Genomic DNA, 22,945 nt, shown 5'->3' with positions numbered 1-22,945 from the left:
CTTTTATTGCACCAGAATATTGAGCACGATACTTTGATCAAGAGAAGTTAGACTTGGCAAAACCTCTGGTCCTAAAGCGGTCATAGCGCCGATATTTAAGACAGGCGCATGAGGTGCTGTAACAGGTGTAATGGTGACTTGCCCCACTTCAGAAATTGGCAGAATAACTCTTTGAAAGTGACCAGTTAATGTGATGCGCTGTGTAAGGCCGGCGACTGAAATATCTATGGTTTGCCCAGATAGCCCTGCTGCATCAAGAACCGGCATTTCGACCAGACGCATGGACCCTCTTTTCAAAGCTGCGAGGATCATACTTTGCTGAGTGGGAGAGAACCGGCTCTTAGCGAGAGCTTGAGGCGCATTTTCCGGTAAAATCATGGAAAGTTGTGTGACAGCACGAAGGGCGTCACTTTTGTGTGAGGTAACCTGCTCTGTGGAAGATTTTTCTGTTTGTGGTGTGTGTGTGTTGTAAAAATGAAAGCCTGCAGCGAGGATGGTAAAACCAATGGCTCCTATTGAAAGCCAAGATTTTCTATGGGGCTTAGCGTTTTCTGTAATGCTTGGGGTATGGAGCGGTTGGGGAGAGGGAAGATCGTCACGCATGCAGTTATTTTCATAGGAAGATTTCGTTGTCTGCAAGAGTTTATAAAGTAAAAAAAATTATAGTGATTGGGAATTAGGCCTTGTTCATCGTTCCTCTTGCATATCGAGTGCAAGTGCATTAAGCTAAAGCTATTCCATTTATCTTCCGCTTTCTTTCGGGGGGTGGCCTTAGCGGGCCGCCTTTTTTGTCTTGGCTCAACAGAATCCACCATCTGACACTGATCTACTTCATCTTACAGGGCTTGAAGCGCGTATTGCAGAACGCATTTCGCCAGCTTTGGAGGATTTGGGGTATGAACTTGTTCGTCTTGCAGTTTTAGGGCGAGATACACCAACGATCCAAGTTATGGCTGATAAAGCTGACGGGTCGTTAATCTCGGTTGAGGACTGTGAGCAGATCAGCCATGCTGTTGGTACTATACTTGATGTGGATGATCCTATTCCGAATGCATGGATGCTTGAAGTGTCCTCTGCCGGAATAGATCGTCCTTTAACCCGGGCGAAAGATTGGGAACGTTTTTCTGGGCATCTGGCGAAAGCTGAATTGGATGTGCCTTTGGATGGACGTCGCCGTTTTTCTGGAACGGTGATGGGAGTGCGTGACGGTAAGGCTGTTATCCGGTTGGATGACGGTACAGAAGCCGAACTGCCTTTAACAGACATCCGTAAGGCACGTTTAATTTTGACAGATGCCTTGATTGAAGCGAGTGCTGCTCTTTCGGGGGTAGCGACGGAAGAGGAAGGCGATGGTCAAAAACGTCGTATTCCTAAATTGAATCCGAAAAAGCCGGGAAAGAAAAAGCAATGACCCGTCTTAAGAAGGCTGGAGGCCTGATCTGATGGACACGTCTGTTTTACGTCCTGAATTGTTAATGGTCGCTGACGCAGTTTCACGTGAGAAGAATATCGATCGTGAAGAAGTGTTGGAAGCGATGGAGCAGGCTATCCAGAAGGCCGGTCGTGCGAAATATGGTCACGAAAAAGATATTCGTGCCACAATCGACCGTAAGACTGGGGAAGTTCGTCTCAGCCGCTGGACTGAAGCTGTCGAGCATGTGGAGAATGAGGATACTCAGATCTCTATTCATATTGCCCGTAAGTTTCAGCCAGACCTAAAGGTTGGTGGACATCTAGTCGACCCATTGCCACCGATTGATTTCGGGCGCATCGCGGCTCAAACGGCCAAGCAAGTGATTGTGCAGCGCGTACGTGAATATGAGCGTAAACGCCAGTATAATGACTTCAAAGATCGTGTTGGTGAGATTGTAAACGGTACGGTAAAACGTACTGAATACGGCAACATGATGGTTGAGATTGGCAGTGCAGAAGGTTTGCTGAGACGGGATGAATTGATTCCCCGTGAATCGTTCAGAAACTCCGACCGTGTTCGTGCTTACATTTATGATGTGCGTGACGAAACACGTGGGCCTCAGATTTTTCTTTCCCGGACGCATCCGGCATTTCTGGCAAAGCTTTTTGCACAGGAAGTGCCTGAGATTTATGATGGGATTATTGAGATTAAAGCTGTTGCCCGTGATCCTGGATCGCGTGCCAAAATGGCTGTTATCTCGAAAGATACATCCATTGATCCTGTGGGTGCGTGTGTCGGTGTTAAAGGATCACGCGTTCAGGCGGTTGTGGCTGAGCTGCAAGGTGAAAAAATTGATATTATCCCTTGGAGTCCTCAAGCAGCAACGTTTGTCGTAAACGCTCTTGCTCCTGCTGAAGTCACAAAAGTTGTGATGGATGAAGAGGCAGGTCGTGTAGAAGTGGTTGTTCCTGATGAGCAGCTTTCTCTCGCGATTGGTCGTCGTGGGCAGAATGTGCGTTTGGCTAGTCAGCTAACCCGTTGGGATATTGATATTCTAACGGAAGCAGAAGAGTCTGAACGCCGTCAGGATGAATTCCGTAAGAGAACAGCCCTATTTGTTGACACGTTGGATGTTGACGATGTGATCGCTGGTTTGCTCGTAACGGAAGGTTTCCATACGATTGAAGAGCTTGCTTACGCCGATCCGTCAGAATTGAACGAGATTGAAGGCTTTGATGAGAGTGTTGCAGACGAGCTTATGACTCGTGCAAACGATTATCTGGCTGGTAAAGAGCAGGAATTGGACGACAAGCGTAAAGAACTTGGCGTTGTTGATGAGATTGCCGATTTAGGTGTCTTTACCAATCAGATGCTGGTAACCTTGGGAGAAAAGGGCGTGAAAACGCTTGATGATCTCGCGGATCTGGCTGGTGATGAGCTGGTTGAAATCTTTGGGGCTGACGTGATGGATGAAAGCGTCGCAAACGAAGTGATTATGGCTGCTCGTGCTCATTGGTTTGATGCAGACGAATCGGCGGAATAGAGAAATTAAACACAGGGAGTCGACCGACGACTGACGTTTCTGATACAGATAACAATCCTGCTCGTGGGGCCTTGGGGCGTCGCAATTCAGAGCGACGCTGCATGGTCACACGAGAGAAAAAGCCGCCAGAACACCTGATTCGTTTTGTCGTTGGGCCAAACAGTCAGATTGTTCCAGACTTGGCAGCAAAACTGCCGGGTCGAGGAATGTGGTTGAGTGCCAGCCGGGATGTGTTAGATAGCCCACGCGCACAGCAATCTTTCTCCAGAGAGGCGAAAGAAAAAGTGAGCGTGCCAGATTGTTTGGCTGACCTGGTTGAAAAAGGATTAGTGCAGCGTATGTTAGATTGCATTAGTCTTGCAAGGCGAGCCGGGCAGGTCGTTTGCGGTTTTCAGAAAAGCCGGGAGTGGATTACTTCTGGTAAGGGAGGGGTGGTGATCCGTTCAGAGCATGCAAGCCTGGATGAGTTTGCCAGATTGATGTCAGGGCGACGGTCTCTGTCGGTAGTGACAGTTCCCGAGCGCATTTTGGTATCGGCATTTAGCCGGGACCGGGCGGTTTATGCGGTGATGGCGCAAGGTGCGCTGGCACACCGCCTGATCGCCGAATATGAGAGATTTTCGGGAGTGGCAAAAAGCTTACTCCCAGACCCTGCAAGGGTCATTAAGGAACAGGCGGAACTATGAGCGACGGCAACGAGCGCAATCAGGACGGAACAAAAAACCCATCGCAGGGCGGCGAACAGACGAATAAGAGTGGCCGCCTGTCCCTTCGCCCAGCAGGCCGCAAGGATGCGGGCCGTACAGTTGATGCAGGCTCTGTAAGGCAGAGTTTTAGTCATGGCCGTTCTAAGGTCGTGCAGGTAGAAGTGCGCAAACCTAAGCGTGGAGCATCCGGCGGCGGAGCCGGTGGGCGTGGTGGAAAAGGAGCAGGCGGCCGTGCGCTTACAGCTTCTGAATTAGCTACACGTCAGCGCGTTGTAGAAGCACAGCGTAAAGCGGCGGCAGAAGAAGCTGCACGTCGGGAAGAAGAAAAGATTCAAATCATGTCGGCTGCAGAAGCCGCGCGACGTGAAGAAGAAGAAAAGCGTATTGCTGCTGAACAGCAAGCTGCTGAAGAAGCGTCACGTCAAGAACGTGAACGTGCTGCTGCCCAGTCTGAGCAGGAAGCTCAAGCACGCGCAGAGGAAGAAGCTCGTCGCGCTGAAGAGCGTGCCAAGCAGGAAGCAGAAGAAGAACGCCGTAAAGCTCCTTTAGACCCAAGAACGCACTCTACAGGTGGTATTCAGCTTGCTGAGCCTGTGAAGCGTTTGCGTCCTTTGGCCGAGCGCGCAATTATGCCAGAACGTCCAGTTCAGACGAAAGCGCCTGCTGCGTCCTCCTCTGGTTCTTCTTCTGGAGCGAGTTCATCTGGGTCATCCAATAACCGCTCTCGTGGAAATAACGACACACTTCATCTTCGTGGTGGCGCAGCAGCTGCTGTTGCTGCAACAGCTGATGATGAGCGTCGTCCACGTAAAGGCGGTGGAGGTGGAGGCTCATCTCCACGTCGTTCATCTTCGTCCCGTAAAGGCGGAGGAAATGATCGTCGTAATGGACGTATTGACGTTCGGGCTGCGATCGAAGGTGATGATGGTAAAACACGTTCACTAGCCTCCGTTCGTCGTCAACGTGATCGTGAGCGCCGTCAGGCTGAGTTAGAACGCTTGCGCTCTGATCAGATGCGTGTGGTTCGTGATGTTATTATTCCAGAGACGATTACGGTGGCTGAATTGGCTAACCGTATGGCTGCGCGTCAAGGCGATGTGATTAAAAAGCTCATGACACTTGGTGTGATGGCGACAGGTCCACAAAGCATTGATGCAGATACAGCTGAACTGGTTGTGCAAGAATTTGGGCACCGCATTAAGCGTGTTTCGGAAAGTGACGTTGAACTTGGTATTGAGGGTGTAGAGGATCGCCCAGAAGATCTAACCGTACGTGCTCCTGTCGTAACCGTGATGGGGCATGTTGATCATGGTAAGACGTCATTGCTTGACGCGCTGCGTGCAGCCGATGTTGCAGGTGGAGAGGCTGGTGGTATTACGCAGCATATCGGTGCGTATCAGATCACGGCTCCTTCTGGGAAGAAAATCACCTTTATCGATACTCCTGGTCATGAAGCGTTTACATCCATGCGTGCTCGTGGAGCTTCGGTAACAGACGTTGTCGTGCTGGTTGTCGCTGCGGATGATGGCGTCATGCCTCAGACGATTGAAGCCATTAAGCATGCGAAAGCAGCGGATGCGCCAATTATCGTGGCTATTAACAAGATGGATAAGCCTGGCGCAAACCCTGATCGTGTTCGTCAAGAATTGCTTAGCCACGAAATTGTGGTGGAAGCGATGGGCGGTGATACGCAGGATGTTGAGGTTTCAGCTCAAAAACGTACAGGTCTAGATAAGCTGGAAGAAGCTATCTTGCTGCAAGCTGAAATCCTTGATCTGAAAGCGAATCCAAATCGTGTTGCAGAAGGTTCTGTGATTGAAAGTCGTTTGGATCGGGGGCGTGGGCCAGTTGCTTCTGTCTTGGTACAGAAAGGAACATTGCGCCGGGGTGACATTGTTGTTGCAGGTGCAGAATGGGGACGTGTCCGTGCTGTTCTTGATGATCGTGGCCGTCAGTTGAAAGAAGCTGGTCCATCTGTTCCGGTCGAAGTGTTGGGTATTACTGGCGTTCCGGCTGCGGGTGAACCATTTGTTGTGGTTGAAACAGACACGCGTGCTCGTGAAATTAGCGAGTTCCGTCAGCGTAAGATCAAGGAAAAGCAAGCTGCTCTCCAAGTTGCAGCGCGTGGAACTTTGGATCAGATGCTGGCGCGTATTCAGGCTGGTGACCAGAAGGCCGTTGCTCTGCTCGTGAAGGCTGATGTTCAAGGTTCTGCTGAAGCAATTTCTGCAACAGTTCAGAAGCTGAGCCATGAAGAAGTGGCTGTGCGCGTATTGAATGCCAGTGTTGGTCAGATTACGGAAAGTGATATCCAGCTTGCGAAAGCTTCGGATGCTATCATCGTTGCGTTTAACGTCCGTGCGACGACGCAGGCTCGTGAACTGGCACAGCGTGAAGGTGTTGATATCCGTTATTACTCAATTATTTATCAGGTTTCTGATGATGTTGAGCAATTGGTTAAAGGAAAGGTTGCGCCGAAACATCGCGAGAAATTCCTTGGCTATGCGGAAATCCGTCAGGTCTTCAATATCACCAAGGTTGGCAAGGTCGCAGGTTGCTATGTCACTGAAGGCTTGGTCAAGCGTGGTGCCGGGGTTCGCTTGCTGCGTGAAAACGTTGTTATCCATGAAGGTGAGCTCAGCCAGCTTAAACGCTTCAAGGATGATGTAAAAGAAGTGGCACGTGGCTATGAATGTGGTCTCTCCTTTGCAGGTTATAACGACCTCAGAGAAGGGGATGTTGTTGAATGCTATGAAATGGAAGTGATTCCAGCTTGAGCGATCGTTCAAAATATAGCGTAAAAGACGTGGGTGGTTCTTCCACCCACGGTCCAAGCACACGGCAGTTACGTGTTGCAGAAGAGGTCCGTCGGGTTCTGGCAGATGTTTTTGCTCGGACTGAGTTTAGAGATCCTGAATTATTGGATGTACGCATTACGGTTACTGAAGTACGTATTGCCCCAGATTTTAGGCATGCAACGGCTTTTGTCGCACGTTTGGGACGTAGTGATATTGAAGTTGTTCTTCCTGCTCTAAAAAGAGTAGCGCCTTTTCTGAGAACAGCATTATCGAAAAAGCTAAGATTGCGTACGGTGCCTGAAATCCATTTTCAGCCTGATACTGCTTTGGATCATGCGATGGATTTAGAGCGTATTTTGCGTTCTCCTGAAGTGAAACGTGATCTGGATCCTTCGTGATTAATCATAGCCAAGCGTTATAAAAATAAAATAATGGCTAAGAAATATGGACGGGAAGTTGACGGCTGGTTAATTCTCGATAAGCCACTTGGCCCCACCTCGACCGATATGGTTAATAAAATGAGGTGGGCGTTTAATGCTAAAAAAGCAGGGCATGGTGGGACGCTAGATCCTCTTGCGTCAGGTGTTTTGCCGATAGCTTTTGGTAAAGCTACCCGTACGATTCCTTATATTATGGATGCCACAAAAAAATATCGTTTCACGTTGAGTTTAGGTGAAAGCCGTACGACAGATGATCGTGAAGGGGAGGTTTTGTTTACTTCGGATCATCGCCCGTCGGATGAGGAAATTAGAGCTGTTTTGCCTGCGCTTACGGGAGATGTGATGCAAGTTCCTCCCGTGTTTTCTGCATTAAGGGTGGGAGGTCAGCGTGCTTATGACTTGGCTCGCGCTGGGAAGCCACCAGAATTACCGCCAAGACCAGCTCGGATCGATTCGATTGTGTTAGTTGATCGTCCTGATCGGGATACGGCCGTATTTGAAGTTCAGTCTGGCAAAGGTGTTTATATGCGCTCTATTGCGCGAGATATCGCCTTGGCATGTGGGACGGTTGGGCATATTTCGGTCTTGCGTCGAACGAAATGTGGTCCGTTTGATTTGTCTCATGCAAAGAGAATTGATGAGATAAGACTGGACAAATCGTCTGAAACTGTGGACAACGCCGATACTCTTCCGGTTTCTCTTCTGGAAGTAGGGACCGCGCTGGTCGACATCCCGGCGTTGGCCGTTACTGATGAAGAGGGAAGGATATTGGTTTGGGGGCAATCTCTTGATCCTGACAGCCTGACATATCCTTTGCCGGTATCGTCACATTTTGGAAGCAATGTGTGGCGTGCGATGCTCGGAGAGCACGTATTGGGATTGTGTAGTGTTCAAAACGGACGCTTGCGAGCCGTACGTATGTTAGAAAACCATGAGTTTTTTGGAGGACAAGATGTCGATTAGTGCAGAACGTCGTGCAGAGTTAATTGCCGATTATCGTCAGAGTGACAATGACACAGGTTCACCTGAAGTACAGGTTGCTCTTTTAAGTGAGCGTATTACCAATCTGACCGAACACTTGAAAACACATAAAAAAGACTTCCACTCACGTCGTGGTCTTTTGATGTTGGTTGGTCAACGCCGTAGCATGCTTGACTATCTAAAGCGTAAAGATCAGTCTCGTTATCAGACTTTGATTGAACGTCTAGGCTTGCGTCGCTAGTCTGCTATGTGTAGTCCGGGAGTTATCTTCCGGACTTACTCGCTCCTGAAAGCTGGGAAGTAGGGCGCGTATCCGGCGTTTCAGGCCACATGGTGTCGTGTCGGTATTCTCCGTTACACCACTGCCATGCCGTCCGAAACGCTGCTTGTCTACTTACCCATATTTAGAGATAATTTTTGTTGTTTAGGGAAAACAATATGTTTGATTATTTTCGTAAAGAAATTGAATGGGCTGGTCGCCCCCTAGTTCTGGAAACAGGTAAAATTGCTCGCCAGGCTGATGGCGCTGTGATGGTTACCTATGGAGATACTGTTGTTTTATGTACGGCAGTTGGTGCAAAAACCGTTAAAGAAGGGCAAGATTTTTTCCCTCTTACCGTTAACTACCAAGAAAAAGCATACGCAGCAGGAAAAATCCCAGGTGGATTTTTTAAGCGTGAAGGCCGTGCATCAGAAGCTGAAGTTCTGACTGCGCGTTTGATCGACCGTCCTATTCGTCCGTTGTTCCCTGAGAATTTCCGTAACGAAGTTCAAGTGATTGCAACGGTGCTCAGCCACGATATGGAGAATGATCCTTCAATCGTTGCTTTGATCGGTTGTTCGGCTGCTTTAACATTGTCGGGTATTCCCTTCTTCGGCCCCGTTGGTGCGTCTCGTATAGGACAAATTGACGGTAAGCTTGTTGTTAACCCAACACTCTCTGAAATGAAGCAGAGCACACTGGATCTGGTTGTCGCCGGTACGTCTGAAGGTGTGTTGATGGTTGAGTCAGAAGCGGGTGAGCTTTCTGAAAGTGTGATGCTTGAAGCGGTCACTCTCGGCCATTCAGCGTTTCAGCCTGTGATTGATGCGATTATTGCACTTGCTGAGCACGCTGCGAAAGAGCCATGGGATCTTCCAACTCCGACGAAAGAGGAGATTGCTCTTCGTAAAAGAGTGGAAAAAATCGGCAATAAATTGATGGCAGATGCTTACAAAGAGAAAAGTAAGCAAGCACGTCATGTTAAAGTTGCAGAAGCAAAAGAGCGCATCAACGAGACGTTGGTTGAAGAAGGCTTTGATGCTGATCTTGCTAAGCCAATGCTTAAAGAACTGGAAGCGCAGGTTGTGCGTGGATCCATTCTTAAGACGAGCTTGCGTATTGATGGCCGTGATCTGAAAACAGTACGTCCAATTCTTGCAGAAGTTGGTGTTCTTCCTCGTGCACACGGTTCAGCATTGTTTACACGTGGTGAAACGCAAGCATTAGTCGTTGCAACGCTTGGAACGGCGCAGGATGAGCAGATTATCGATGCCCTTGAAGGTGAGCATCGTTCGAACTTCATGCTGCATTATAATTTCCCTCCCTATTCTGTTGGAGAAGCAGGCCGTCTTGGGTCTCCTGGCCGTCGTGAAATTGGGCATGGGAAGTTGGCATGGCGTGCTCTGAAGCCTCTGATTCCATCTAAAGAACAGTTCCCATATACGATGCGTGTTGTCTCTGAAATTACAGAGAGTAACGGGTCCTCCTCTATGGCAACCGTTTGTGGTACCTCCTTGGCTCTTATGGATGCTGGTGTGCCATTGCCACGGCCTGTTGCTGGTATCGCCATGGGATTGATTAAGGAAGATCGTGGGTTTGCGGTTCTTTCTGATATTCTTGGTGATGAAGATCATCTTGGGGATATGGACTTTAAAGTTGCGGGTACAGAAAGAGGTATCACTGCTTTGCAGATGGATATTAAGATCACCTCCATCACACCTGAAATTATGAAGATTGCTCTTGAGCAAGCTCATGAAGGTCGTATCCATATTCTGGGTGAAATGGCCAAGGCGTTGACGGAAGGTCGTTCAGATGTATCTGGAAACGCACCAAAAGTGACGACAATGTCTGTTCCTAAAGAGAAAATCCGTGATGTGATTGGATCGGGTGGGAAAGTTATCCGTGAGATCGTTGAATATTCGGGTGCTAAGGTCGATATTGCTGAAGATGGTGTTATTACCATTGCGGCTTCAAACGACGAGCAGGCTCAAAAAGCGATTAAGCGTATCGAAGGCATTGTTGCTGAACCAGAAATTGGCCGAATTTATGAAGGTCGTGTCGTGAAAACGGCTGACTTTGGAGCTTTTGTCAATTTCCTTGGCCCTCGTGACGGGTTGGTTCATATTTCTGAACTGGCAGCTGGTCGTGTTGCAAAGACAACGGATGTTGTGAAGCAAGATGATACTGTTAAGGTCAAGGTGATTGGCTTTGATGATCGTGGTAAAGTCAAGCTGTCAATGCGTGTTGTTGATCAGGAAACAGGTGCTGATATTTCTGAAAGTGTTGGCGCAAAACCTGGTCGTACACCTCGCCGCGACGCAGAGTAAGTAGGTGGGGCTTTTGCCCCACTTGTGATGATTTTTTATTATTTGAGTATCGGAGACATCAAGTCCCCATGAAGCTTATCGACACCCTTCGGTTTGGTGGTCAGGATGTTCTACCTTTGATTGAGGGTGGAAAAGGTGTTTCTGTGTCCACAGGAGTCTCTGCTGGGCATTGGGCCGCAGCAGGTGGAATAGGAACTGTTTCTGCCGTTAACGCGGATAGTTATGATGATGAGGGGAACCTCATTCCACAGATTTATCATGGGCGTACGCGCCGTGAGCGGCAGCGTGAACTTGTGAAATATGCCGTTGCAGGTGGAATTGATCAGGTAAAAATTGCCCACGAGATTTCTGGTGGGAAAGGGCGGATCCACATAAACTTCCTATGGGAAATGGGTGCGACTGAGGAAGTTATTCGTGGTATTCTGGAGGAAACTTCAGGGTTGGTTCATGGTCTGACGTGTGGGGCTGGAATGCCTTACCGTCTTGCTGAGATTGCTGCGCATTTTAACATCCCATACTACCCGATTGTGTCTTCTGGCCGGGCCTTTAATGCTTTGTGGCGTCGTTCTTATAGTAAAGTTTCTGAACTGCTGGGTGGGGTTGTTTATGAAGATCCTTGGCGCGCTGGTGGCCATAATGGGTTGTCCAATACAGAAAACCCATTAAGCCCAGAAGATCCTTACCCACGGGTCGTTGAATTGCGGCGTACAATGAGGCAGTTTGGGCTTCATGATACTCCCATTATCATGGCCGGGGGAGTATGGCGCTTGGATGAATGGCAGGATTGGATTGGTAATCCGGAGCTTGGGCCGATTGCATTTCAGTTTGGAACGCGTCCATTGCTGACAAAAGAAAGCCCAATCCCAGATGCTTGGAAACGTCGTCTTTTAACGTTGAAAAAGGGCGATGTGTATCTTAACCGGTTCTCACCAACAGGTTTTTATTCCTCTGCTGTTAATAATAGCTTCCTTAAAGATTTGCGCGGACGTTCTGAGCGTCAGGTGAGCTATAGTGTTACCGCGAATGTGGACCATGATGAACCATATGGCGTTGGGGCACGTAAACGCGAAGTGTTTGTTTCTTCTGCTGATCGGCAAAAAATTGCTCAATGGGAAGAAGCTGGTTTTACAGAAGCGTTACGTACACCTGATGATACGCTGGTTTTTGTTACACCGCAGAGCGCACGTGAGATTGTGCAGGATCAGGCAAATTGTATGGGATGCTTGTCGATGTGCAAGTTCTCGAACTGGGTACAACGTGAGCCTTTTACCACCGGTGTAAAGGCTGATCCTCGCTCTTTTTGTATTCAAAAAACATTGCAAGATATTGCGCATGTTAAAGCAGCAGACAACGCTGATTATGTTGTGGATCACAACCTGATGTTTGGTGGTACGAGTGCTTACCGCTTTGCAACAGATCCATTTTATGCAGAAGGGTTTGTCCCGACGGTTGCTCAATTGGTTGAGCGGATCGCTTCAGGGCAATAGGATACGGAAAGCTGAGTTTGGTTTGATCGGTTTAGAAGGCTAGATCAAAGCGAGCTCAGCTAGCTCTTTGCGCAAATGGGGCGGTAGAGAGGCAATTCCGTTGTCATGGCTTGTATTTGTCCCAGTTAAATCTTCTGGTGCATCTTGAGGCGTTAAATAACGCCAACCTTGAAAAGGGCGCATAGTTCGGGGGTGCACGGGTATGATGTCGTCTATAACGATAATCAGTGTTCCGGTAGTGCCGTCATCTCTTTGGTAAGGTTCCAGCCCAATAATGGGCTGACGGCATAAAACCATTCCATTCATAACACGATAAAGAGAGCCACCATTGAGGATCTCGGAGGCTCTTTTAGGCATTGTGCGGGTGATGACCGCTCCATGCCCGTTAATACGTGGGTGCTGCATACGGGCGCGGAGTTCGTCGAGGGAGGAGCAACCAACGGCTAATTTAATCATATGTAACATAATTGCTCGCTCTCCCTTAATTGGTTAGTGCGTACCCATGGCGTTTTGTGCTTGAGAGACAAATTCATCAATGAAGCGTTTGGTATCGATAGCCTGAACAATTTTTACTTTACGAAGGTTCATGCCTTTTGGCACCGTACTGTCTGGCCACACATGTGCGTGTCCGTAATCCATCCCTTCTGCTGTATTGATATCCATATAGGCATTTACAGATTTCGTTACGAGGGTTGGGTCTACGGCAATGGCAGAGGTGAGCTCATCCCAGAGTGGGAGAGGGCTGTAAAATTTGCTAAGATAGTTCGTTACAGGTGTTTTTTTCTGTGTGATGCGGTTCATAAGATCATGCGTCATCATGATGTCGTTTGAAACGTTTCCAACACAAGTAATAGCGGGCCACGGGGCTGTTAAGGTAATGTGAGCGGCTTCAGGGTCTGTAATCATATTAAAATCAGATGCAAAATCCGCATTACCTGTAATGGACATCATGCTGGAATCAAGCAAACCACCCATGAAGACAAGCTGTTTGGCTGTAGAAGCAAAGCTTGGGTCTAATCGAATAGCTAAAGCAAGGTTAGTGAGTGGGCCTGCGGCAATAACTGTTACCTGATGGGGATGGGCGTGGACTGCGTTGATTAAGGCAACGGCTGCAGGGAGAGAACTTGCTTTGAGATTTACTGCGCCATCCGGCATAGGAAAAGTGTTGGGTTGTGTATGTGGAATATGATCAATAGATCCTAGGCCGCCCCACGCTCCTTTCCAAGGAATAACCCCGAATTGTTGTTCCCGTAGTTTTGTTGCTTCGACGCTGTTGAGGAGAGGAAGGGTTGCGCCATCTGATACGGGGATTTGAGTTTGATGGGCAATCTCTAAAAAACGTCGAATATGAGCGGATTCTGCATTTTCCCAATCATCTCCCATTGTGACAGTTAGGCCAAGGAGAGAGACATTGGGCCGGTTTAATAAAGGGAGAACGGATTGAATATCGGAGCCCCCTGGGCCTAGATAGTCATTATCCTGAATAACATATTCTGTTGTCTGTGAGGCAGCGAGAGCGGAGTTGCCGGCAATCAAAAGTGATAAGAAAGCAAAAAGGGATCGGCGCATGATGTTTCCTTATAAAATCGATTGACGGATAATGCCCTTAAGTTACCAGTCGCGCTAGTAATGCTTCAAGTCTGAGGCGCCCGTGGGGCGTTGCTTTAAGGGTTTGGCTATTCAGTGTCAGGTAGTTTTCTTCAAGGCATGCTTCGAGAATGAGGGGATCGAGGCATTCATGTAGTTTGCGTTTGGTGCGTTCTTCAAACCGATGAATATTAATGCCTTCAGAAAGACGAAGTCCCATCAGGAGGGCCTCGCGGCCTTTCTCTTCATTTGAAAGCTGGGTTTCCTCTGTCATGCCTGTGCCAAGACGTTCAACACGTTCTGCCCAAGGCTCTGGAGCACGATGGCGGCGGGTAGCATATACATCCCCTCCGAAAGAAAGCCGCCCATGAGCGCCAGGCCCTATGCCTATATAATCGGTATAGCGCCAGTAGGTTAGGTTATGGCGGCTTTCAGCTCCAAGCTTAGCATAGTTGGATACTTCATAGGGTAAGAGCCCGTGGCGAGCTGCAATTTCGCCCGTCAGATCATACAGGTGTGCAGCGGTATCTGGATCGGGAAGGGAAAGCTCACCACGGCGGTGCAGGGCTTCAAACTTTGTGCCGGGTTCAATGGTTAATTGATACAGGGAGAGATGATCTGCGACAAAGCTTAGAGCTGTTGTGAGTTCGTTATTCCAGTCTTCTTCCGACTGGTTGGGGCGGGCGTAAATGAGATCAAAAGAAATACGGGGAAAAAGAGACCGTGCGATTTCGAGTGCGCGTAGAGCTTGATTGGCAGAGTGCTCACGGCCAAGCATTTTCAAAGCATCATCTCGAAGGCTTTGTATGCCAATAGAGACACGATTGATCCCGGCATCTCGGAAGGCGCGGAATTTATCTGTTTCTACACTGGTTGGGTTGGCTTCAAGTGTAATTTCTAAGTCGGGCGTTGGATCAAACAGTGTTTGTGCTTCTTCGATAAGAGAAGCCACCGTTTGTGGATCCATAAGAGAAGGAGTACCTCCTCCAAAGAAGATGGAATGAAGGGGGCGGCGCCCTAAGCGAGCGGCATCAAAAGCGAGCTCTCTTTTAAGGGCCTCGGCAAAGCGCTTTTGTGGAATTTCATCTCTGACGTGTGAGTTGAAATCACAATAAGGGCACTTTGCAAGACAGAACGGCCAATGGATATAAAGAGAGAGAGGCTCCGTCAAATGGCTATCCGAACGCCAAACTCGACAACGCGGTCAGGTGGGATCCGTAAGAACTCAGTTGTTGAGGTTGCATTCCGAAGGAGAAGGAGGAAGAGCCACATTCTCCATAACTGCATTTTAGGAACACGGGACCGAACGACAAGCTCGTGTGATGTAAAATACGAGGCCTGAATGGGATCAAAAGCAATATGAAGGGCCTTTAAATCCTGAAGAGCGCGGGGAAGATTGGGCATTTCCATGAAGCCATAGCTTACGACAACACGGTAGATATTCTGCGCCATCTCTTCGACACTGATGCGGTTATTGCGATCGGCTTCAGGTTGATTAAGGTTTTGCACCGTAACAAAGAAGACGTGATCGTGCAGAACCTTATTATGCTTCAGGTTGTGCAAGAGTGAGTTGGGCACAATCTCTGGGTTGGCGGTTAAGAAAACCGCTAGTCCGGGAACACGAATAGTACGGGATTGGGGTAAGCGAGCTAGGAAAGAGGCCATAGGCATGGAATCAGCTTGTTGTTTGGCCACAACAAGGCTCCGGCCCCGTTTCCATGTGGTCATTACAATGGTGCTGCCGATACCGATGGCAAGAGGAACCCACCCGCCGTCTGGAATTTTCAGGACGTTGGCGGAAAAGAAAATACCGTCAATAAGGAAGAACGTTCCAAAGACGATTCCAACGTGCAGTGCGCTCCATTTGAACATGCGACGAAAAACCACTGTCGCAAGAACGCAGGTGCATAGGAATGTTCCTGTTACCGCAATTCCATAAGCAGAAGCTAGAGCCGCAGAAGAACGGAAGGAAAGAACAAGCAGGATAGCTCCCAGTGCTAAAATTTTATTGAGAGAGGGAAGGTAAACTTGTGCCTCTTCCGATGCATTGGTGTGAACGATTTGTGTTCGAGGGAGGTAGCCGAGCTGGATGAGCTGTCGGCAGAGAGAGAAGCTACCGGATATTCCTGCTTGAGAAGCAATAACAGTTGCGAATGTTGCCAAAATCAGAAGAGGAATCTGCGCCCATGCTGGACCAAGATGGTAGAACGGATTAGCCAGCGTACTTGGGTCATGGATTAACAGTGCAGCTTGACCAAAGTAATTTAAGGTTAGAGAGGGCAGTACAAAAAATATCCATGCCTTACGGATGGGTGAACTGCCGAAATGCCCCATATCGGCATAAAGCGCCTCCGCCCCTGTTACAGAAAGAACAACAGAGCCTAGGGTTACAAACGACAAGTAGCCGTGCGTAGCAATAAAGGTGAGGGCGTAGGTAGGGGATAAAGCAAGGAGAATATGCGGATAAAGCATAATCCCACGGAGGCCGAGAATAGATAAGACTGTAAACCAGATGACCATGATTGGGCCAAAGGCTTTACCTATTTTTCCTGTTCCAAGGGCTTGTGCGGCGAATAGTGCCACGAGAACAATCAAGGCAATAGGAAGAACGACATGGCTTGCAGAAGGAATAGCGATTTCTATTCCCTCAACTGCTGATAGAACAGACACAGCAGGTGTGATGATACTATCACCAAAGAAAAGACAGGTTCCTGCAATTCCGACCAGTCCAAGGATACGTCGGCAGTGTGGTGACTGACAGACACGCTGGGCAAGAGACATGAGGGCAATGATTCCACCCTCACCATCATGATCTGCCCGCATGACGAGAATAACGTATTTAAACGTTACAATGAACATCAAGGCCCAGAAAGTCAGACTGGCCAAGCCCATAATTTCTCCGGTTTGAGCCGGATGCCTTACAGAGCCAACGATATTAACAGAGGACTGAAGAGCATAAAGTGGGCTTGTTCCAATATCGCCGTAGACAACACCAAGAACGCCGAGCATCGCACTCCAGCCGACAGGCTTTTTGTGTTGTTGCTCGTAATCACCATCGCCGATAGATGCTGAGATACGTTGCTCTGAAGACTGTTTTTGTGGATCGCCGGCCCCATTCGATGCAGTGTTGTCTGCATGAGAAGGAGACGTATTATCGCCGTCATTTTCTGTCATCAGTGGTTCCATTTACGGAGAGCAAATATTACAGGAAAACTATAAGTAAATGCTATCATAGCTTTGTTGCCCCCTTCAAAACAAACTTTTTACTGAAGATGCAAGTAAAAGATGCAAAGTGAAGGGTAATTTAAGATGCCGGGCGGTTACCAAAAATGGCGCTTCCAACACGGACAAGTGTTGCTCCTTCTTGGATTGCGAGCTCAAAATCTGCTGACATTCCCATGGAGATAACAGGTAAATTATTTTTTTTGGCAAGAGATTTCAGGTAATGGAAATGAGGGATGGGGTTTTCTTCTTCTGGTGGGATACACATCAACCCACGAATTTTTTTGCCAAAACGATTGAGTGAGCTTTCGATAAAGAATTCGGCTTCCTCTTTAGGGATTCCATATTTTTGTGGTTCGTTCCCTGTGTTAACCTGAATGAGCAAATCTGGGAGACGCCCAATTTTTTGGGATGCTTTCTCAAGGGCATCAGCGAGAGACGGCCGATCCAATGTTTCAATCATATTGGCAATACGGCATGCCTCAACAGCTTTATTGGTTTGAAGCCCACCAATAATATGTAATTGCAAGTCTGGGTATGCTTCCTTTAAAGCTGGAAATTTAGCGGTAGCTTCTTGTACTCGATTTTCTCCAAAGAGGCGTTGACCTGCTTTGAGAGCGGCTTCAACGGCTGCCTGAGGATGAAATTTGCTCACCGCGACAAGGTTTACTTCTTGTGGTGAACGGGCATTCTGAAGGCAGGCATCTGTGATGCGTTGCTGAATGTTGGAGAGGTTTTGGGATATAGAATAAGACATACCGTAGAGAACACGCCATTGCATCAAACGTAGCAAGATGCGATTTTATAAGAATGAATAAGAATAGCACCTCATTATGACGAACAACAAGCAACCGCACGAGAAAAAACGAGTGAAAAAAACGGACGCACCACGCAAAAATGGACGCCGACCTCACGGGGGGAAGGGGCACCGTCCTCCGGCAGACCCGACAAGAGATTTGGCATTTGATATTGTATGTGGTGTTGTAGAACATCGACGGATGTTGGAGACGACGCTTGATCGTGCGGAGAAAATGGATGCTCGAGATCGGGCTTCTGCACATCGTTTGGCGGCAACAACGTTGCGTTATTTGGGGAGCATGACCGAAATTCTACAGCCCATGCTGCGCAGGGAGCCCCCAGAGCCGGTTCGATGTGCATTGCTTTTGGGGGTGGCGCAGTTATTGCACCTTGAAACACCACCTCATGCGGCTGTTGGAACAATTGTTGATTTGCTGCGTCGGCGGGGATTAGCTCCTTTTGCAGGTTTGGCGAATGCGGTTTTGCGTCGTGTGGCGCGTGAAGGCCAATCATTATTAGAGGGCTTGGATCAAGACCGACTGGATGTGCCGCCATGGTTATGGAGTGCGTGGGGGGCACGCGCGCGGGCGATTTCGCGCGGGCTACACCGGGAAGCTCCTCTGGATTTAACGTATCGTCCAGGGCGGTCCCCTGTTGATGAGGAAGGAATCGAGAAAGAAGTTCTTCCTACGGGGAGTGTTCGTTACCCGGCAGGGACGCGTATGAGTGCAGTGGCTGGTTTTGAGGAAGGGGATTTTTGGGCGCAGGATGTTGCTGCGTCAATGCCTGTGAAGCTGATGGGACCACTGCAAGACAAGACGGTGGTGGATTTGTGTGCAGCCCCTGGAGGGAAAACGGCACAATTGGCAACGGCGAAGGCAAAAGTGACCGCTGTTGAACGTGATGAGCATAGAGCGGTACGCTTGCGTGAAAATATAACACGGTTGGGGTTGGATGTGCGAACCGTTGTTGCGGACGGGATAAAGTGGCGTCCAGACAACCCTGTGGATGCGGTTTTGTTGGATGCGCCGTGCTCTGCTACAGGAACTTTGCGCCGACACCCGGATGTTTTGTGGATAAAACGACCACGGGATATTGTGTCTCTGACAGAAGGTCAGGATGCGTTTATTGAGGCTGCTCATCAAATGTTAAAGCCCGGTGGAGTATTGCTGTATGCTGTTTGCTCCTTACAGGATGAGGAAGGCCCCGACCGCATTAAGGCAGCTCTGAAGAAAGGGGGATGGACACATAAACCTTTCACCGAAGAAGAATTGTTCGATATGTCCGTTGCCCTCACACCCGATGGTTTTTTTCGGACTCATCCTGGGATGTGGTTGGAAAAAGGCGGTATGGACGGGTTTTTTGCGGCTCGTTTAATTAAAGAATGATTTTTTTGCTTGATTTTGATCAAAACAGCTGATCAGACGTTGATCAATGGCCTTGAAGTGGATCAAGGTCATTTTTGAATGGGATTTATGCTTTTCAAGAACCTTCAGAGGCAAGCCATTATTGGTTTGTGCGCGCTGTTCGTATGTACTTTTACGGCGCTAACGAGTGAAGTTGCCCCCGTGGGGCTATTGATTAATATTGCTCATGCTTTTGATATCCCCGAAGGGGAGGCAGGGCTATCGGTCAGTGCTTTTGCATTGATGGTGGCCTTGGGAGCTGTTCCCCTTACCATTTTAACAGGGAAAATAGACCGTAAGCGGCTCATGATATATGCCCTTTCGGGGTATGTTGTTTCTAATCTGATCGTGACGGTTGCACCAAGCTTTGCTGTAATGTGCATGGGCCGTATGATTGGAGGGCTCTCCCATGCGGTATTAATGTCAATCTGTGCTGCTTATGCAGCTAAGCTAGTGCCTGCTCATATGACGGGAAGGGCTATTTCTTTCGTCTATGGGGGGACTTCGTTAGGGGCGATTTTAGGTGTTCCGGGAGCGGCGGCGATAGGGCATTATTGTGGTTGGCGGATCGCTATGTTGCTGATCACGGGGCTAGCACTTGTTTTAACTGTGTGTATAGCATTTTTCTTGCCAGCTGTTGCGAACTCAAGCACGGCGAATAATGCAATCCCGGCCATTCGATCACCAAAAGCGATGCGGCTTTTCCTTATTGTGACGGCTGTTGATGCGATCTTTTTCCTTGGTCATAATCTTTTATACACCTATGTAGCCCCACTTTTGCTGGATCATGGATTGCCATCCAATTTAATCAGCGTGGCGTTGTTGGTGAGCGGCGCTCTGAGCATTTTGGGCCTTTGGGGTGCAGGGCAGGTTGTAGATCGTTGGCCAGCGGGTGGTGTTTTTGTAAGCGGCATGGCTATGCTCGTCGGGATGGGCCTAATGTATGGCCATATTCTTTCAGGATGGGTGTCCGTAGCGGCAGTGTCTGTTTGGTGTATTGGTTACACCTCCATTATTCCTTTTGTCATGTCTGGGGCAATAAGAGCGCAAGCAACGCGCCCAGATGTGGCCGGTGCCGCGATTAATGCGGCGAGCAATGTTGGGATTTTATTAGGGTCTGCTGTTGGGGGGCAAGTTCTAACATATGTTGGGTTTAAGGGATTAACGCCGTTTGCCATTATTACGGTCTTGAGTGGTCTTATTTTGGCTCTATCGAGTTCAGGAGCATTTCCTCGCGTGTTGAGCTCAGGGTCCGAGACGACGGATCATGTGATGCATTAGGGGAGAATGGGGATGGATAAAATGCTGACTATTTATGGCATTAAGAATTGCAACACGATGAAGAAGGCTATGGTTTGGCTGGATCAACATAATGTTGCGTATGATTTCCATGACTATAAAAAATTGAATATTTCTGAGGAAACCCTGAGGGAGTGGGCGGGACAGGTTGATTGGACGGTTTTGTTGAATAAAGCGGGAACAACCTTCCGGCGATTGCCTCAGGAAGATAAAGAAGAATTAACCCAAGAAAAGGCAATTTCTTTGATGGAGCAACATCCATCGTTAATTAAACGCCCTGTGGTTGCGCAGGGGGGTAAAATATTAAGTATTGGCTTTAAAGAAGAAGAATATAAGAAACTTTTTTAGCTGAATAATGTTTTACGTCAAAGCTGTATTCTGCCTCTAAAAAAGGAAGATCTTTTCTAGAACCTTGGCTAGGAAAGATTATTTCTTTTTGAATGTGGAATTGTTTTTTATATTGCCAAACGGTAATATAACATATAATCTAACAAAGAATGAAACGGTTATACCATTCTGTAGGTTCTTTAGAGATAAGGATGCCCATTCTCAAATAAGCTTAGAACGATAAGTTTTTTTGTCGCAGAATATTCGTTGGTAAAAAGTGGATAGAAGATAGGCATAGCAGGAGTTTTGCTATGTATGATTCGTTCCGCTCATGCTTCAGAACACATTGATGATCTGAAAGATTTCATTTTGAAGTCAAACAATAGCACCCTTAATTTTCTCAAGGGTATGGTTGGGCATGAAAGCTTACGAAAATATCGCAAGAATGAGGGAGGCCTGTCTTTTCTATTTCATGGAACGTTAGCTGATAAGACGTAAGGTGGAATGTGGAGGACAGGGGTAGAGTGCTCAGTGGTGGTTTTCTGTTCGTAATTTTAATGGGGGCTAGGAAGCTTAATGTCTCAATCTGATCAATCTGATCAACTAGCTGAAAGTCTTGACACTCGACACGTTGTGATGATTGCGCTGGGTGGTGCGATCGGAGCCGGGTTGTTTATCGGAGCTTCAGCAGCCATACATATGGCAGGGCCTGCCGTTATTGTGTCCTATGTTCTTGCAGGGACACTTATTTGGCTTGTTAACATGATGCTGCGTGATCTCGCCATCAAAGTTCCGGGCGATAAGTCCTTTTTGGGGCAGATCCGTTATGCTCTGGGTGAGCGCGTAGCGTTTGTTACAGGGTGGATTTACTGGATTACGTGGGTCATCGTGATTGGTGCAGAAACCATTGCGGTCACCAATATGATTGCAGATTACCTTCCCCTGCCTTATGTCGGGGTTGAGTTGCTCATCTTAGGTGTTATGACGGGTGTTAACCTATTCTCCGTTAAAGGTTACGGGGAATTTGAATACTGGTTATCTACCGTAAAAGTTGTTGCCATTATCCTTTTTATTGTGATCTGTGGTTGGGCTCTTGGATTCCGCGCTCCACCAGTTCAGGAAAACTTGGTTGCTCATGGTGGTCTTATCCCTCATGGCTGGATGGCGCTTCTTGCTGTTGTTCCTACAATCGTGTTCTCGATGGGTGGAAGTGAAATTGCAACAGTGGCTGCTGTGGAAAGTGCTGACACAACAGACAACATTTCACGTGCGACAAAAACGATTCCAATGCGTCTGGGGCTGTTTTATATCGTTTCAATCAGCTTGATTCTGTGTCTTGTCCCTTGGACAAGTGTTGTTTCTGGTCACTCACCATTCTTGTTGGTACTGAAAAAATATCACGTACCATTTGCTGAAACGTCAATGATGATCGTCATTTTGACGGCAGCTCTATCAAGCTTGAACTCTGGTATCTTTGTCACATCACGTATTTTGTATGAGCTTGCTGACCATAAGGAAGGGCCTGCTTTCTTCTTGGCGATTGATCCTAAAACTCAGTTGCCACGACGTGCATTGTTGATGAGTGTTGGTGTGGCTGTTTTGGTTGCTCTTACAGCTTATGCATCTCCAGATACGGTCTTCTCTATCCTGTTGAGCTTAACGGGTGGCTTTATGTTGTTCTACAACTCGCTGCTTATTATTGGTCGCTTGAAGGTTGTTCCAGAAAAACCAGCAGGTGCTTATTTAGCATTGCTTCTGATTGGTGTTTCCATCTTTGGTATGTGTATCCATGCAGAAACGCGTTCTCAAATTGAGATGGCAGTTGGTGCGATTGTGATCACAATGCTTGCTGAACGGTTTATCCCTCGTGAAAGTAAGCCACCTTCTCAGAAGAAGAAAAAAGCTTCTTGAGCTGGTGAAGAGGGTGGATTCTCTCCATAATCTTCAATGATCCAAGCCCGGATAATGTCAATTATCCGGGCTTTTTCATTTTCAGTTAATGAGCGGCTTTTTTCAATATTGTGCCATTTATAGAGGCAAGAACGGCAACAGGATGCTGTGGCATGCTGAGCGATGAAAATAGGGTGCCCTCGCATGGGCGTTTGTTTTCCATCTTTGGGTGGGAAAGCAGGGGCGAGGCGCTTATTCAGAAATTCTTTGCCTTGGTCTAAAATAACAGGCAGGCCGTTTTGGTTGATATACTTTCTGGATAAATCGTCCAGATGAAACCGGGCGCGGAAGTGAGATTGTTTGAGCCTTTTTAAAATAGCCTCAATAGAATCATTAGACATTTAAATCCCTTTGCAGAAATATAAAGTGTTAAGAGTTTTTATAAATTAACCTTTAA

21 protein-coding genes are annotated in these 22,945 nt (G+C 47.9%); 14 read left to right on the top strand and 7 right to left on the bottom strand.

Annotated features, from left to right (window positions below):
* Positions 1-3: 3 nt before the first annotated feature.
* Positions 4-603, bottom strand: coding sequence for a hypothetical protein (locus tag E3D00_RS02385; RefSeq protein ID WP_141459613.1), 600 nt, complete (start codon positions 601-603; stop codon positions 4-6).
* Between the two features lie 190 nt (positions 604-793).
* Between E3D00_RS02385 and rimP the strand changes: the two genes are divergently transcribed.
* From rimP to E3D00_RS02340, 9 genes are all read left to right on the top strand, one after another.
* On the top strand, positions 794-1,411 hold the full coding sequence (gene rimP / locus E3D00_RS02380) for a ribosome maturation factor RimP (RefSeq protein WP_141459611.1): 618 nt from the start codon (positions 794-796) through the stop codon (positions 1,409-1,411).
* A gap of 31 nt (positions 1,412-1,442) precedes the next feature.
* Positions 1,443-2,957: a transcription termination factor NusA gene (gene nusA, locus E3D00_RS02375; RefSeq protein WP_141459610.1), complete on the top strand. Its 1,515-nt coding sequence runs from the start codon at positions 1,443-1,445 to the stop codon at positions 2,955-2,957.
* Between the two features lie 71 nt (positions 2,958-3,028).
* A complete protein-coding gene (locus E3D00_RS02370) occupies positions 3,029-3,643 on the top strand; it encodes an RNA-binding protein (protein WP_246091468.1) in 615 nt (204 codons plus the stop codon).
* Positions 3,640-6,441 carry a translation initiation factor IF-2 gene (gene infB / locus E3D00_RS02365; RefSeq protein ID WP_141459606.1) on the top strand — a complete coding sequence of 934 codons (2,802 nt, stop codon included), beginning with the start codon at positions 3,640-3,642 and terminating at the stop codon, positions 6,439-6,441. The genes E3D00_RS02370 and infB overlap by 4 nt, the downstream gene beginning before the upstream one ends.
* Positions 6,438-6,860: a 30S ribosome-binding factor RbfA gene (rbfA, locus tag E3D00_RS02360; RefSeq protein WP_181441982.1), complete on the top strand. Its 423-nt coding sequence runs from the start codon at positions 6,438-6,440 to the stop codon at positions 6,858-6,860. Before infB ends, rbfA begins: the two co-directional genes overlap by 4 nt.
* 33 nt (positions 6,861-6,893) lie before the next feature.
* Positions 6,894-7,865: a tRNA pseudouridine(55) synthase TruB gene (gene truB / locus E3D00_RS02355; RefSeq protein ID WP_141459604.1), complete on the top strand. Its 972-nt coding sequence runs from the start codon at positions 6,894-6,896 to the stop codon at positions 7,863-7,865.
* Positions 7,855-8,124, top strand: coding sequence for a 30S ribosomal protein S15 (gene rpsO, locus E3D00_RS02350; protein WP_141459602.1), 270 nt, complete (start codon positions 7,855-7,857; stop codon positions 8,122-8,124). The genes truB and rpsO overlap by 11 nt, the downstream gene beginning before the upstream one ends.
* Before the next feature lie 197 nt (positions 8,125-8,321).
* Positions 8,322-10,472 (top strand): polyribonucleotide nucleotidyltransferase, encoded by a 2,151-nt coding sequence (gene pnp, locus E3D00_RS02345; RefSeq protein WP_141459600.1) that lies wholly within the window; start codon positions 8,322-8,324, stop codon positions 10,470-10,472.
* Positions 10,473-10,540: 68 nt separating this feature from the next.
* Positions 10,541-11,959, top strand: a complete 1,419-nt coding sequence (locus tag E3D00_RS02340) for an NAD(P)H-dependent flavin oxidoreductase (RefSeq protein ID WP_141459598.1) — start codon at positions 10,541-10,543, stop codon at positions 11,957-11,959.
* Positions 11,960-11,998: 39 nt separating this feature from the next.
* Here E3D00_RS02340 and E3D00_RS02335 read toward each other — a convergent pair whose 3' ends face one another.
* The 5 genes from E3D00_RS02335 to E3D00_RS02315 form a co-directional block, all read right to left on the bottom strand.
* Positions 11,999-12,424, bottom strand: a complete 426-nt coding sequence (locus E3D00_RS02335; protein ID WP_141459596.1) for a DUF1489 family protein — start codon at positions 12,422-12,424, stop codon at positions 11,999-12,001.
* A gap of 24 nt (positions 12,425-12,448) precedes the next feature.
* A complete protein-coding gene (locus E3D00_RS02330) occupies positions 12,449-13,528 on the bottom strand; it encodes a nucleoside hydrolase (RefSeq protein ID WP_141459594.1) in 1,080 nt (359 codons plus the stop codon).
* A gap of 37 nt (positions 13,529-13,565) precedes the next feature.
* Complete coding sequence (gene hemW / locus E3D00_RS02325; RefSeq protein WP_141459592.1) at positions 13,566-14,717, bottom strand: radical SAM family heme chaperone HemW; 1,152 nt, start codon at positions 14,715-14,717, stop codon at positions 13,566-13,568.
* The gene (locus E3D00_RS02320; protein ID WP_408909352.1) at positions 14,714-16,720 is read right to left on the bottom strand and encodes a potassium transporter Kup; all 2,007 of its coding nucleotides are present in this window, start codon (positions 16,718-16,720) and stop codon (positions 14,714-14,716) included. Before E3D00_RS02320 ends, hemW begins: the two co-directional genes overlap by 4 nt.
* 130 nt (positions 16,721-16,850) lie before the next feature.
* Positions 16,851-17,525, bottom strand: coding sequence for a YggS family pyridoxal phosphate-dependent enzyme (locus E3D00_RS02315; protein WP_141459587.1), 675 nt, complete (start codon positions 17,523-17,525; stop codon positions 16,851-16,853).
* 76 nt (positions 17,526-17,601) lie between these two features.
* On the opposite strand from E3D00_RS02315, the gene E3D00_RS02310 reads away from it, so the two are divergent.
* The 5 genes from E3D00_RS02310 to E3D00_RS02290 all read left to right on the top strand — a co-directional run bounded on the left by E3D00_RS02310 (position 17,602) and on the right by E3D00_RS02290 (position 22,509).
* On the top strand, positions 17,602-18,954 hold the full coding sequence (locus E3D00_RS02310) for an RsmB/NOP family class I SAM-dependent RNA methyltransferase (protein WP_141459585.1): 1,353 nt from the start codon (positions 17,602-17,604) through the stop codon (positions 18,952-18,954).
* An 87-nt stretch (positions 18,955-19,041) separates the two neighbouring features.
* Positions 19,042-20,253 carry an MFS transporter gene (locus E3D00_RS02305; RefSeq protein ID WP_141459583.1) on the top strand — a complete coding sequence of 404 codons (1,212 nt, stop codon included), beginning with the start codon at positions 19,042-19,044 and terminating at the stop codon, positions 20,251-20,253.
* A gap of 12 nt (positions 20,254-20,265) precedes the next feature.
* Positions 20,266-20,619, top strand: a complete 354-nt coding sequence (locus tag E3D00_RS02300; protein WP_141459581.1) for an arsenate reductase — start codon at positions 20,266-20,268, stop codon at positions 20,617-20,619.
* Between the two features lie 294 nt (positions 20,620-20,913).
* On the top strand, positions 20,914-21,096 hold the full coding sequence (locus tag E3D00_RS02295; protein ID WP_141459579.1) for a hypothetical protein: 183 nt from the start codon (positions 20,914-20,916) through the stop codon (positions 21,094-21,096).
* Between the two features lie 78 nt (positions 21,097-21,174).
* Entirely contained in the window at positions 21,175-22,509 is a 1,335-nt protein-coding gene (locus E3D00_RS02290) for an amino acid permease (RefSeq protein WP_141459577.1), read from the top strand.
* On the opposite strand, the gene E3D00_RS02285 is transcribed toward E3D00_RS02290, so the two are convergent.
* On the bottom strand, positions 22,485-22,889 hold the full coding sequence (locus E3D00_RS02285; RefSeq protein WP_141459575.1) for a DUF4186 domain-containing protein: 405 nt from the start codon (positions 22,887-22,889) through the stop codon (positions 22,485-22,487). The genes E3D00_RS02290 and E3D00_RS02285 overlap by 25 nt on opposite strands.
* Positions 22,890-22,945 lie beyond the last annotated feature (56 nt).

It is taken from the genome of Swingsia samuiensis (assembly GCF_006542355.1).
GTDB classification, from domain to species: Bacteria; Pseudomonadota; Alphaproteobacteria; order Acetobacterales; family Acetobacteraceae; genus Gluconobacter; species Gluconobacter samuiensis.
The sequence above is the reverse complement of the archived record's forward strand: the minus strand, read 5'-3'. Positions and strand labels throughout refer to the sequence as shown.

What these genes read in the sequence shown, in the direction of transcription:
- E3D00_RS02385 (WP_141459613.1), bottom strand. Translation starts at nt 603, where the DNA reads ATGCGTGACGATCTTCCCTCTCCCCAACCGCTCCATACCCCAAGCATT.
- nusA (WP_141459610.1), top strand. Translation starts at nt 1,443, where the DNA reads ATGGACACGTCTGTTTTACGTCCTGAATTGTTAATGGTCGCTGACGCA.
- infB (WP_141459606.1), top strand. Translation starts at nt 3,640, where the DNA reads ATGAGCGACGGCAACGAGCGCAATCAGGACGGAACAAAAAACCCATCG.
- truB (WP_141459604.1), top strand. Translation starts at nt 6,894, where the DNA reads ATGGCTAAGAAATATGGACGGGAAGTTGACGGCTGGTTAATTCTCGAT.
- rpsO (WP_141459602.1), top strand. Translation starts at nt 7,855, where the DNA reads ATGTCGATTAGTGCAGAACGTCGTGCAGAGTTAATTGCCGATTATCGT.
- pnp (WP_141459600.1), top strand. Translation starts at nt 8,322, where the DNA reads ATGTTTGATTATTTTCGTAAAGAAATTGAATGGGCTGGTCGCCCCCTA.
- E3D00_RS02340 (WP_141459598.1), top strand. Translation starts at nt 10,541, where the DNA reads ATGAAGCTTATCGACACCCTTCGGTTTGGTGGTCAGGATGTTCTACCT.
- E3D00_RS02335 (WP_141459596.1), bottom strand. Translation starts at nt 12,424, where the DNA reads ATGTTACATATGATTAAATTAGCCGTTGGTTGCTCCTCCCTCGACGAA.
- E3D00_RS02330 (WP_141459594.1), bottom strand. Translation starts at nt 13,528, where the DNA reads ATGCGCCGATCCCTTTTTGCTTTCTTATCACTTTTGATTGCCGGCAAC.
- E3D00_RS02320 (WP_408909352.1), bottom strand. Translation starts at nt 16,720, where the DNA reads ATGACAGAAAATGACGGCGATAATACGTCTCCTTCTCATGCAGACAAC.
- E3D00_RS02315 (WP_141459587.1), bottom strand. Translation starts at nt 17,525, where the DNA reads ATGTCTTATTCTATATCCCAAAACCTCTCCAACATTCAGCAACGCATC.
- E3D00_RS02310 (WP_141459585.1), top strand. Translation starts at nt 17,602, where the DNA reads ATGACGAACAACAAGCAACCGCACGAGAAAAAACGAGTGAAAAAAACG.
- E3D00_RS02305 (WP_141459583.1), top strand. Translation starts at nt 19,042, where the DNA reads ATGCTTTTCAAGAACCTTCAGAGGCAAGCCATTATTGGTTTGTGCGCG.
- E3D00_RS02300 (WP_141459581.1), top strand. Translation starts at nt 20,266, where the DNA reads ATGGATAAAATGCTGACTATTTATGGCATTAAGAATTGCAACACGATG.
- E3D00_RS02295 (WP_141459579.1), top strand. Translation starts at nt 20,914, where the DNA reads ATGATTCGTTCCGCTCATGCTTCAGAACACATTGATGATCTGAAAGAT.
- E3D00_RS02290 (WP_141459577.1), top strand. Translation starts at nt 21,175, where the DNA reads ATGTCTCAATCTGATCAATCTGATCAACTAGCTGAAAGTCTTGACACT.
- E3D00_RS02285 (WP_141459575.1), bottom strand. Translation starts at nt 22,889, where the DNA reads ATGTCTAATGATTCTATTGAGGCTATTTTAAAAAGGCTCAAACAATCT.